13 protein-coding genes are annotated in these 11,728 nt (G+C 31.3%); 7 read left to right on the top strand and 6 right to left on the bottom strand.

From position 1 onward, the window contains the following. Nucleotide 1 precedes the first annotated feature (1 nt). Nucleotides 2–1,921 carry a beta-L-arabinofuranosidase domain-containing protein gene (locus ACIQ06_RS09690; RefSeq protein WP_396145833.1) on the top strand — a complete coding sequence of 640 codons (1,920 nt, stop codon included), beginning with the start codon at nt 2–4 and terminating at the stop codon, nt 1,919–1,921. On the opposite strand, the gene ACIQ06_RS09685 is transcribed toward ACIQ06_RS09690, so the two are convergent. Next, complete coding sequence (locus tag ACIQ06_RS09685) at nt 1,918–2,616, bottom strand: DUF1826 domain-containing protein (RefSeq protein ID WP_396145831.1); 699 nt, start codon at nt 2,614–2,616, stop codon at nt 1,918–1,920. The two genes, ACIQ06_RS09690 and ACIQ06_RS09685, sit on opposite strands and share 4 nt — an antisense overlap. A gap of 132 nt (nt 2,617–2,748) precedes the next feature. Here ACIQ06_RS09685 and ACIQ06_RS09680 point away from each other — a divergent pair, with 132 nt between their 5' ends. Next, nucleotides 2,749–4,368, top strand: a complete 1,620-nt coding sequence (locus tag ACIQ06_RS09680) for a hypothetical protein (RefSeq protein WP_396145829.1) — start codon at nt 2,749–2,751, stop codon at nt 4,366–4,368. Nucleotides 4,369–4,439: 71 nt separating this feature from the next. On the opposite strand, the gene ACIQ06_RS09675 is transcribed toward ACIQ06_RS09680, so the two are convergent. Further along, on the bottom strand, nt 4,440–5,087 hold the full coding sequence (locus tag ACIQ06_RS09675; RefSeq protein ID WP_396145827.1) for a response regulator: 648 nt from the start codon (nt 5,085–5,087) through the stop codon (nt 4,440–4,442). Then, complete coding sequence (locus ACIQ06_RS09670; protein WP_396145825.1) at nt 5,084–5,911, bottom strand: sensor histidine kinase; 828 nt, start codon at nt 5,909–5,911, stop codon at nt 5,084–5,086. The genes ACIQ06_RS09675 and ACIQ06_RS09670 overlap by 4 nt, the downstream gene beginning before the upstream one ends. A gap of 777 nt (nt 5,912–6,688) precedes the next feature. On the opposite strand from ACIQ06_RS09670, the gene ACIQ06_RS09665 reads away from it, so the two are divergent. The 4 genes from ACIQ06_RS09665 (at nt 6,689) to ACIQ06_RS09650 (ending at nt 9,869) form a co-directional block, all read left to right on the top strand. Next, on the top strand, nt 6,689–7,342 hold the full coding sequence (locus tag ACIQ06_RS09665; protein ID WP_396145823.1) for an outer membrane beta-barrel protein: 654 nt from the start codon (nt 6,689–6,691) through the stop codon (nt 7,340–7,342). 203 nt (nt 7,343–7,545) lie between these two features. After that, nucleotides 7,546–8,334 (top strand): prolipoprotein diacylglyceryl transferase, encoded by a 789-nt coding sequence (locus ACIQ06_RS09660; RefSeq protein ID WP_396145821.1) that lies wholly within the window; start codon nt 7,546–7,548, stop codon nt 8,332–8,334. 7 nt (nt 8,335–8,341) lie between these two features. Further along, entirely contained in the window at nt 8,342–8,971 is a 630-nt protein-coding gene (locus tag ACIQ06_RS09655; RefSeq protein ID WP_396145819.1) for a hypothetical protein, read from the top strand. 85 nt (nt 8,972–9,056) lie between these two features. Further along, on the top strand, nt 9,057–9,869 hold the full coding sequence (locus ACIQ06_RS09650; protein ID WP_396145817.1) for a type II CAAX prenyl endopeptidase Rce1 family protein: 813 nt from the start codon (nt 9,057–9,059) through the stop codon (nt 9,867–9,869). A gap of 121 nt (nt 9,870–9,990) precedes the next feature. Here ACIQ06_RS09650 and ACIQ06_RS09645 read toward each other — a convergent pair whose 3' ends face one another. Continuing rightward, nucleotides 9,991–10,422 carry a hypothetical protein gene (locus tag ACIQ06_RS09645; RefSeq protein WP_396145815.1) on the bottom strand — a complete coding sequence of 144 codons (432 nt, stop codon included), beginning with the start codon at nt 10,420–10,422 and terminating at the stop codon, nt 9,991–9,993. Nucleotides 10,423–10,540: 118 nt separating this feature from the next. Between ACIQ06_RS09645 and ACIQ06_RS09640 the strand changes: the two genes are divergently transcribed. Next, nucleotides 10,541–11,149, top strand: coding sequence for an RDD family protein (locus ACIQ06_RS09640; protein ID WP_396145813.1), 609 nt, complete (start codon nt 10,541–10,543; stop codon nt 11,147–11,149). A gap of 53 nt (nt 11,150–11,202) precedes the next feature. Here the strand turns inward: ACIQ06_RS09640 and ACIQ06_RS09635 are convergent, their stop codons facing one another. Continuing rightward, complete coding sequence (locus tag ACIQ06_RS09635; protein WP_344816746.1) at nt 11,203–11,394, bottom strand: DUF2892 domain-containing protein; 192 nt, start codon at nt 11,392–11,394, stop codon at nt 11,203–11,205. Nucleotides 11,395–11,421: 27 nt separating this feature from the next. Continuing rightward, complete coding sequence (locus tag ACIQ06_RS09630; protein ID WP_396145811.1) at nt 11,422–11,727, bottom strand: hypothetical protein; 306 nt, start codon at nt 11,725–11,727, stop codon at nt 11,422–11,424. Between the last annotated feature and the right edge of the window lies 1 nt (nt 11,728).

Below are 11,728 nucleotides of genomic sequence, written 5' to 3'. Positions count from 1 at the left end.
TATGAAAAATTTATATATAACATTAGTAATTCTAGCTTCTTACACTATGAATTCACAAAATCAAGATTCAAATAAAGTCGAAGAAAAATATCAGATATTACCATTTGGAAGCATTAAACCTTCGGGTTGGATAAAAATACAAATGCAAAAAGATGTTGATGGTTTTGTGGGCAATTTAGATAAATTAGTACCTAACTTAATCAACGATCCCATTTATGGCTCAGGAAGATTGCACAAGAACAGCGAAGTCAAAGATTTGGGAAACAATAAAGAAGGCGATGCTGAAGGCAGTGAACAATACAAATGGTGGAACAGCGAAACCCAATCCAATTGGTGGGATGGTTACATTAGAAACGTAATTTTATTGAATGATAAAATTGGACTTAAAAAAGTAAAAAAGTACGTTCAAGACGTTTTAAAAACTCAAGATAAAGACGGTTATATTGGTATTTATGATAAAGATTTGCGCTACCAATTCAACTCAGAAAATGGCGAATTATGGTCTAAAGCCACAATGTATAGAGGTTTACTTGCTTATTACGAATACTCAAAAGACAAGAAGTTGTGGAACGCTATTGTGAAAGCGGTTGATAATGTAATGACGAATTATCCTATTGGTCAATCCAGTCCGTTTTCTTCTGGAACAGCCTTCAATGGTGGTGTTTCTCATGGATTAACATTCACTGATGTTTTGGATAAAATGTATCAAATTACTGGTGACACAAAATACACCGATTATGCGCTGTTTCTGTATCAAGATTTTAGCAAAACCTATCAATCAGAAAAAGATGTGCAATTGAGCAATATTTTAAATCCCAATTACAAATTACAATCGCATGGTGTGCATACTTATGAGCATTTACGACCGCTACTAGTTGCGGCTTATGCTTCTGATAATAAAGAACTACAAAAAGCACTTCAAATTTACATTCAACGAATTGAAAATACTACAACCCTAACTGGTGGTGCCATTGGAGACGAATGGATTGCTGAACGAACTGCAGATGCGACTCATACTGGTTATGAATATTGTTCTTTACACGAATTATTAGACAGCTATACAGTTTTGTTTCAAAAGCAAGGAAATTCAAAAACTGCCGAAGCAATTGAAACTATTTTCTACAATGCAGCTCAAGGTTCACGAAACCCAGATCATTCTTGTATTGCTTATTTAAAAACAGATAATTCTTTCGAGATGGAAGGAACTAAGAATGGTGAAGTTGAAGCTAATCGAAATCAAACCAGATATAAATATTCTCCTGCGCATCAAGATGTTGCCGTTTGTTGCAATCCAAATGCTGGTAGAATTACGCCTTACTTTATTGAAAAAGCTTGGTTGAAAGAAAATAAAAATACCTTAGTAAATGTGCTTCTAATGCCTAATAGTGTAACCATTAAGATTCAAAATAAACCCATCACCATCGAGACGGTAACGGAATATCCTTATGAGAACAAATTCGTTTTCAAAATTTCAAATCCAAAGCAAGCTTCCTTTGTTTTAAAAATTAGAAAACCTTCATGGGTGAAACAGATTGTAACGAATGAAAAATATACCATTGAAAACGACTTTATTGTCTTCAATAGAAAATTTAAAAAACAAGAGGCGCTAACTTTAGAATTCAAAGCCGAAATTGAAATAAAAAAAGACTTGAACAACGAAAACTATTTCAGCTATGGTGCGTTATTTTATGCTAAACCTATCGAAGCTTTTGAACAAAAGGGTAAATCTTATTTCACCAATTTTGATGATTTAACCTATAAACCAAAAGACAACCATCGTTTTGAATTTATTGAAGAAAACCAAGCTTCCTTCAATAAGGGTCAAATTACAATCAAAGCAAAAAATAAAAAAACGCAACAAATAGAAAACATCAAGCTTATTCCATTTGGTAAAACCATCTTGAGACAAGTAAGTTTTTAACAAATCAACAACAGCCGAAATTCTCCATCAATTTCAATTGGTGCTCTGTGAATGCATGGTGGCACTTGTTGTGTTGGATGGTCTACTGCCAAACGCCAAAGATGCCTTACTCCTAAGTTAATTGGAGTGGCGTTGGGTTGCGCTTGGTAATGCAAATCGAAATAATTTTCTTTTAAAAAGTCTTCAAATTCAGCTTCTGGTCCATCGTGGAGGTCTTTTAACTGGGCTCTAATTTCGGGAACGAGTATTTTTTGTTGGGCTTCATCGTTGGCAATGAGGTCGCTTGCTGCTCCGTGATAGGTACATAAAAAAGTATCTGTGGCTATAGGCGAACGGTCTACATGAAAGGAATACACATCGGTAGTAATGAAATCGAAGTCGGTATCGCGTTCGTAGCATTGGAGTAAGTTGAGCACTGGAGCTGCTCCGAAGTCGGTTAGTTCTTGTAAATCCTTTAAGATAATTTCCCTAGCGCAATTTCCTTGTGACGAAAGTTGTAGTGCCAATAGGTCTTTGGGAGTTACTTCGGTGATGTTTTCTTTTAATTGGAGTTTACTTACTAGCTCTTTAAAATCGCCTTCCAAATTTCGGTACCAGCACAGCGCATTGCGAGTTCCTTCAAAATCGGTTTGTATCAGTTCCGAAAAAGAGGTAACGATTCCAATTTGTTTGCTGTTAGAAAATGTAGGGTTCATTTAGGTAAATAAGTTAGGCAATGCTTTGCAAAATTAGTACATAAACCCTCTAAAAATTAGTTTTTTAATAAAAACATTGGTTGGTTGTAACTAACGAACTTTTTATATATTTGTAAAAATTAAACCTTACTTATGAAAAAAGTTTTTTTAGCATTATTCCTGTTTACGACTTGTAGTTTTTTTGCACAATCTACCGATTTAGATCCGTTTGAAATCAACTACTCGTATGTACAACTTCCTACGAAACCTATATTGGATAAGAAGAATAGAAACTATTCGTTTTTAATTTCTTTCGACCGCTCTTTGTTGTACAACAAATCGAAGTACTTTATTGAAAACCAAGTAACCATCTCTGGTTTAGAAAAAAGAGAAAAAAATGGTTATATGAGTGTTGAAGTAATGCTTCAGAACCCAGTGGTTACCAAAAAAGAAGTAACTACTAGAACGGTTACTAACAAAGATAGAAACGGAGTTCAATCTACTAGATACTATTACACTCCTGTGGTTTCTTATAGCCAACAAGGAAATGCAAAAGTGGTAAGTGGTGATGGTAAAATCAACAAAATCATCAGCTTCAACGGTTCTAATACCATAAAAGGAACTGAAACTGAGAATTACAACCAAGCACAAAATGGTCAGTATTCGCTTCAAAGTACTATAATAAACAACTATTTGAATGAAGTAGTGAACCGTTTGAATAACGAACTAAACAACGAATTTGGTTACCCAGTAAAAGAAGGTAAAGACCAATTTTGGGTTTTAGCAAATAAAAAACACCCTGAGCAAGCGGCTGAATACAATGCTTACTTACAAGCCAAAGCGGTTTTTGACAAAATGAACTTTGCTGAACCAATAGATGGTTTTGAAAAAGAATTGGAAGCACCAATCAACTATTTCAAATCATTGTCTAACAAATATACAACTGATTCTAAAGCTGATAGAAAAATACGTTATAGTGCTTACTACAATTTAGCTAAAATCTACAACTATTTAGACCAACCAGCTAAATCGAACGAATGGGCTAATATCTTAGTAACCAACGATTACGATCCAGGAGATGGAAAAACAATGATTAAAGAAAATGACAACAACCTTGCGTTATTTAATGTTAATCAATTAAAAACAAGACACTTCCCTGTTGATACTAAGAATTTCATATTTGAAGAAAATGCACCTCAACAAACGTACAATTCAAATCCTTCTTATTCGCAATCAGCACCTTACAGTATTGAAACTGATCCAAACTATACTCTTGCGTATATCTTGACAATTAAAAAAGATACCATTACTGGTTATATGCCAAAAAGCAGAGGATTAAACTTAAGTGATGCCGTGATGGTAACTGTAAAAGATTTCCAAGGAAAATTCTCTGAAAGAAGTTTTAAAGCAAATGAAGTTAATAAACTAATCCTAAGTAATGGTGAAGAATTTGCAACTGTTACCTTCAAAGTTTCTACTGATAATGGTGGTGTAACGCTTTCTGGAGCTAGCAAAAAATTCGTTAAAGAAATGTATGCTGGTAAAAAGATGTCGGTTTACCAATATTTTAATGGCGAAATTATAGTAAAAGCAGCCAACGAATCGGAAGGAAAATCGAATGCCTCAGCCTCTTGGATGTTAGGTCCGAAAAAACGTTTTGAAGAATTAGCTGCAGGTTGTCCGGAACTATTAGCGAGAGTCGACAAAAAAGAGTTTAAAAACAACTTAGAAAGTATCTTATCATTTGCACAAGCGCTAGACGAATGTAAATAATAAGTTTAGATAAATTAAAAAAAGGATAACTCGAAAGTGTTATCCTTTTTTTTTATGAAGTAAAAAATGATTTACAAAGTATCAAAACCATTTTTGATGGCATAAACAGCTAGTCCTACTCTACTCTTAAGCTCTAATTTTTCGAAAAGATTATCGCGATAACTCTCCACCGTTCTTGGACTACAAAACATTTTTTCGGCAATTTCTTTGTAACTCATTTCGGTTACCGAATACTTTAGAAATTCCTTTTCTCTATCGGTTAATGTAATTACAGAATCTTCTACTTTTAATGGTGTTCCAATACTAGCAAAAACCTTACTTGCCGCCCATTCTGGATAATAATAACCATTAGCGACTAATGACTTTAAAGCTTTTTCTAAATCTGCTGGATGTGTATTTTTTAGCAAATAACCTTTAGCACCATTTTTTATCATCTTAATCACACTATCATCATCGTCTTGCATACTCAAAGCCATTACCAAAACATTGGGATGGTTATCTTTTAGCCACAATGCAGTTTCAAAGCCATTCATGATGGGCATACTAATGTCAAGCAAAACAATACTTGGAATATTGTTTGGAGAAGCAAATTTGTCTTGAAGTTCTTTTCCGTTTTCACATTCGTATAAGACTTCAAAATCTACAAAATTGGCCATAATACCTCGTAAAGCTTTGGCTATAAGCACATGATCATCAACGATAACAATAGAATGTTTCATGATAGTATTGGAATTGAAATTAACAAATGTGTTCCTTGAGCATTACTCCTTAAAGTTGAAGTTCCACCAATGATTTCGGTACGTTTTTTAATATTACTCAACCCGATTCCATCCGATTTTTTGGTAACATCAAAACCTATTCCGTCATCAGCAATAGATAGTGTAATCGTCTCCTCGTTTTTTGACAAAAGACCTACAATATTTTTACATTTCGAGTACTTAATACTATTTTGGAGAAATTCTTGCACAATTCGAAGCAAGACACTTTTCGTTTTATAAGGTAAAACCAAATGAGTAGCATCAGAACTAAAATTAACTTTGCACACTTTCAAATCGGCTACCTTTTGAAACTCTTCTTCTAATAAAACCGTAATCGAATTAGTGTCTATAGTATTATCGGTAAGGTTTTTAGAAAGAGCACGCAACTCAGAAAGCGATTGGTTAATGATAGCACTAATATTTTCGATATTCTCGTTGATGTGAGGTGCTTTATTTTCATAAGCCAACTGCTGTGTGTATAAACTAGCCAAAGTTAATTTTTGTCCTACATTATCATGAATTTCTCTACCAATGTGCTGCATGGTTTCCGTTTGAATTTCAATTTGATTTTTATGCATTTCGTTTTGATGTTCTCTATCTATTTTAATTTTAAGTTTGATTTCATTAAAGTAATTATATACAATTAAACCTAAAAAAGAGGTGTTCTCAACAAAAAAACCAAAACATAAGTAAATAAATCCATCTTTAAATTTATTCCCAGATGCATTTAAAGTTTCAACTAAGGCAAATAGGCCAGAGATATATAAAGCCAATATAGCAATCATTAAAAATTTGTAATAATGATTTTTAAAATTTTTAATTGTTGAAACAAAAAATGGTATTGAAATTAATATAATTAAAATTCTAACTATTAAAAATAGTGTGAAATTTTTTCTAAAAAAATCAGGAAAAATAATTGCAATTGCTATTTGAATTCCTACTAAGAGATAAAATAAATTGACAAATATTTTTAATTTTTTATGTACTTCATTTTTATTTACCAATGAAAAATAAATAAATAAACAAAAAAACAAATTTGCTATCGATTGAATTAAATCTAATAATATTAACAAGATATATTTATTTTCTTTCTCAAAACTTTTTGTTTTAACCAAAAAAACACCTACAACAAAAATTAAAATAGTTGAAATGTAAATTGAATAATATTTATATAATGATGATTTTAAATAATAATTTAGAAAAACACTAAGAATTAACATTAGAGATAAAAAACCTAATGTAAAGAAGCAGATTGAAGTAAAGCTATTACTATTTACATCCATTATTTTTGTTTTAATGTTTGTTAAAATAAATTATATCTAAAATTAATTTCAAATTTAATACAAAGTAACCAACTTCCTACTTTTTTATCATTAGTTAATTAACGGTTTCTCTATCCGTTAAACGACGGTATTATTTTCCGTTAAATAACCTAATCCTTTTTAGTTAAATACTCATCGATTGATTTTAAGATAGTTTGCAGTTTTGTAATGTGCTTTCACAAGCAGTATAGCGGAACCCGAAAAGCTTTTTAGAGTAGGGAAAACAAAAAACTATTTATAATGAAAACAAAAATCACAATCATCGCATTGTTATTCGTAACAGCGATGAGTTTTGCTCAAAAAAAATGGGAACCCTACCATCAATTTAGTTTGGATGCAGGTTATACCTTTTCTTCTTTAAAAGAAAATCAAAATCCAAGTCAACTATTATTTGCAGGCAACGGAGTAAATTTTGGTGTAGGACATCGTTGGGGTGATACTTGGGGAATTACTTCAAGAATTGGCTTTTCTACAGGTTCTCTTGATGACGATGGAGTTGCAAGTATTACTAGAAAACGAAAAACACCACCAAGATACATTCCTATTCCAGATCCACCGGGTTCTATATCATGGTCACAAATTTCAGTAATGACTGGACCAAGCATAAGATTAGGAAAAAAACATCAATTTGAATTCAATGCTATGGCTGGAATAGGGATTAATCCATCACCCAACTATGTAAGAGTAGATGCTTATGAACAAGATTTATTTCTAGAAACAGTATATGAAGCTAAAGATAAAAGTGTTGTGGGAATGTGGCAGGTGAATGCAAAAGCTAATCTAATTAAATTAACAAAAAATAGTTTTTTAGGCATTAGTGCTGGCTATGGAAGTAATGGTTTAAGCGTTGGTATATCTTATGATTATGTTGGACATGTAACATTATTAAGATAAAACAAAAAAAAGCATTTTATTAAAAAAACAGGAATCCTGAAAACTGTATAGAGTAGGTGAAAAATAGAAATTATGATGTCACAAATTGAATTTAATTTATAAAAGTAAATAATTCCATCATTTTCCCGACGTTTAACGGATGTTATTTCCGTTGATTAACTGTAAAAATCAATACTTCTAATCTTTGTAAAAAATAAATCAATATGCACCGAGACTTATTTCATTTTAATCTTCCCGATTTGTTAGCTAACTTTATTCATGTAGAGCAAGTTATTGTATACACGTATGCTTTTTGCATAGCATTAGGTTCGTTGGTTGCCACTTTATACACCAAATGGAGTGCAAAAAAAGATTTAGGAATTGAATTATCTAATTCGTTTTTCTACATGATTTTTATAGCTGGATTTATTGGTGGAAAATTATTTTACTATTTGGAAAAGCCTCTTTTTTATTGGAATAATCCAAGTTTATTATTGGATAATTTTTCGGGTGGATTTGTCTTTTATGGATCGTTTGTAACTTGTATTCCAACAGTTATTTGGTACTTAAATAAAAAGAAAATTGCTATTTTACCAATGTTAGATATTTTAGCAATAACCACATTAATAGCGCATTGTTTGGGTAGAATTGGATGTTTTTGCGCAGGTTGTTGTTATGGTTTGCCAACCCATAGTTTTTTGGGAGTAATTTTTCCAACTTCTAATAACATTTCTGTTCATCCTACACAGCTTTATGAAGCTATTATCTTACTCTATTTAATAATTTTTCTTTTGATAATAAAAAAATATAAATCGTTCAACGGACAAGTTTTTATTTTATACTTATCTACCTATGCGCTATGCAGAGCCTTTCTAGAACTTTTTCGAGGTGATAAAAGAGGCTACATCATTGATGGATATTTATCTCATTCACAATTCATCGCTTTTTTACTTTTAATCATCTCATTATTCTTTTACAAAAAATTAAAACAAAATAAATTAATCCTTAAATAATTAAAACATGAAAAAAATCTTTATAAAAATTGGCTTACCAATTACATTACTTGTTGTTGCAACTTTTATTGTTGGCCCAAGTTGTGGTAGTTCAGTTCCAGATCCAGTTGCTACAACTCCAACATGTTCTACAACTAATACTTTATTTCAACAAGTTTTCGCAGCGACCGCAACTGCAAATCCAACATTTCAAGATATGTCTACAATGGATTTATTAACCCATGAATACACTTTTAATGTAAATGCAAACAAAACCATTTGTAGTATTGGATATCAAGGTAATGCTACACTATTTGCAAGTAATCTTCCTTATACTATCGAAATTGTGGACACCGCAACAAATACTGTAATTTACACTGGAAATCATTTATTTGGATCATCTGCAACAAGTTATGTCAGCATCACTCCTGTTAATTTAATTGCCACTCAATCGTATACTATTAGAAGAACTCTTCCTACTGGAGGTTATGGTGGTAACATTGGCAATACCATCGGTAGAATTTTGAGATTTACAAGCTCAAGTACCGGATTTCCGGCTTCTTCTGGTGGATTTACAATTACAAGTTCTAACTTTTATGGTACAGGTGGACCAGCAGTAAACTTTGGAATTCCTTATATTGATATTGTATTTCAATAAAAAAATGTTTGATTGTTAGTTTGGAAAAGCGATAGAAATTCTTTTATCGCTTTTTTTTAAATTCTTATACTAAAATTAAATCTCCATGATAAAAGAAATTTTTATAACAACGTTTAATGAAACCGAAAGTGCTTCCGAAAATTTTCGTGCTTCTGAAAATGCAAAAAAATTTGATTTTAAAGTAGTCATTGTTTGTATCACGGTTGCGATTTCGCTTTTATTAATAAATTATTGTAGCTCGTTTGAATTCACTGTCAATTTGGTTCATCTTATAAATTCTAAAAGTGCTACTGCAGTAAATAAATTTTTCTACGAAGGTCAATTTGCACAATTGTATAGATTGACTCATTGGAATTTAGTTTTAACTATTAGCTATCTTTTGATTCCAATTTTTATTATCAAAATCATTTTTAAAGAACCTTTAAAAAATTACGGTTTAAACTTTAAAAATGGATTCAAAGACTACAAGTTATTCTTGATTATGTTGGTAGTCATGATTCCGGTTGTGTTTACAATATCTTTCAACACTAGTTTTCAAACTAAATATCCTTTTTACCAATTAAATCAAAATGAACTTTTAAATTATAAATTCTTGATTTGGGAAATAGAATATTTCTTTCAATTTTTTACTTTAGAATTTTTCTTCCGTGGATTTTTACTTCATGGATTAAAAAACCGATTTGGATATTACTCTGTTTTTATAATGACAATACCCTATTGTATGATTCATTTTGCAAAACCAATGCCCGAAGCTATAGCCGCAATAATTGCTGGAATCGTACTCGGAACTTTTGCTTTAAAAAGTAAAAACATTTGGTTAGGAGTTTTTATCCATTGCAGTATAGCAATTACAATGGATCTCTTTGCACTTTGGCAAAAAGATTTACTACATTTTTAGTTTTAACTATATTTTTCATCCGTAAAACCCGATAGAGCGGATTTGCAATCCGTGCTAAACTAAAATAAATTTTGAGGTTAGTTTTTTGTTGAAAGTCCCAAATATCATTTTTGGGGCTTTTTTATTCTACTTTTTCAAGGTGTTTAGAACTTACTGTTTTCCCTGGTGAAGATTTAGGAATTTTGATGAAATAGCCATCACCGTCGTCGTCACTATCTTCTTTTATAATTAGTGTAAAACTGTATTTAAGGTCTTTGTCTATATCTTCCTCATTTACTACAACCTCAACTTTTATGGATTGAAATTTAGGATAGAATGTTCTATTGACTTGATGGAAATCATAAGCTTTTAAAGTTGCATTGTAATTGAGATCAATAGTAAATTCTTCGCTATGCTCTTCTTCTGTGATGCTAATTTTAATGCATTCTGGATGCAGTTTTTCTTCCATAGGTTCGAATAGCAATAGTGTAAATTTATTCGTAGTGTTTAGCACTCGATTCAAAGGCATAGCTCTATTTGCCCTAAGATTCATAACAGAAATAAAACTACTCATTGCTATTTTTTTATGTATAAAGATACAAAAAACTAAAGTTGTATTATTCAAAAAAAATAAATAGGTTTGAAGTATAAAATAGTGCTATTAAAACTATATTATTTACACCAACAATCTCATGGAAGACAAGCAATTACCTATTCATTTAGAAGGAAGTTACGAAAGTATTTATGGTAACTTTGGCTATAGATTTGCTGCTTTACTCCTTGATGGAATCATCCTTGCTCCAATATCTGTCGGATTTTTTGTTTTTAATAGTATGGATCTAAATAATGTCTATGCAGGAATTTTGGTTAGTAACGTCATTACCATTTTCTACCACATCTACTTCCCTGCCCGATTTGCTGCTACACCAGGCAAACTTGCTTTAGGATTGCATATATTGAAAATGAATGGTGATGCTATAACCTATAGTGACGCCTTTAGAAGGTACTTGCCCAATTTACTACTTGGACTTATTGCGATAATTAATACCCTATTTGCAGTAAGTAAAGCCGATGCAAAGGTATACAATGATTTGAGTTGGATGAAGCAATCGGAATACTTGCAAAGTATGAATTCAAGTATGTTTTATATCCAAATGATTTGCATCAACGCTTTGTTATTTACAAGTTTTTTCATCTTTATGTTCAACGAAAGAAAAAGAAGTATTTCTGATTTAAGTGGTGATACCGCTGTGGTAAAGAAATACTACTTAAAGCAAATAAAAGAAGTGATGAATAAATAATAAAAATGGTTCCCACTTAGAGAACCATTTTTTATTTAAAGCAATTAATTGATTTAATCTTTCACTCCTAATTTAGTCAAAATATCGGCCATCAAACACCATTTTGTAATGGATGATTGTAAAAGATTAGCACCGACAAAGGCAGTAAACCACAACCAATTTTGATTTACATATAAAGATAAAAGTATGCTTATAAGGATAAAAGTTCCTGCAACAGCGTGAATAATTCTTGTTTTCATTTTAATATTAGATTTTAGATATTAAATATCAAATTAATTAGATTTTTCTATGTTTAGAATTGCGGAATGGATATGTGATAATGTTTCTTGTTTTGCATTGAATTCTGTAATTGCGCTACAAACTATATCAACATTTTCCTTTTCTACAAAGGCGTAAAACATTATGGATTCATTTTCGTTCATTTCTGTGCCAAACCAATTGCTTTCAATGGCGTCTTCTGAAGTGTTTCTGTAGCCTGTAACTTCTCTATAAGAGAACGTTTTGACTTGTGCTTTTTTTAGAATTTGTTTTACTTCGTTTTCAAATTCGGCTACTGCTGTTATTAATAATAGTTTCATG

It is taken from the genome of Flavobacterium sp. (assembly GCF_044341265.1).
Classification (GTDB): domain Bacteria; phylum Bacteroidota; class Bacteroidia; order Flavobacteriales; family Flavobacteriaceae; genus Flavobacterium.
Note: the sequence above shows the minus strand (reverse complement) of the source record. Positions and strands in the feature narration are given on the sequence as shown.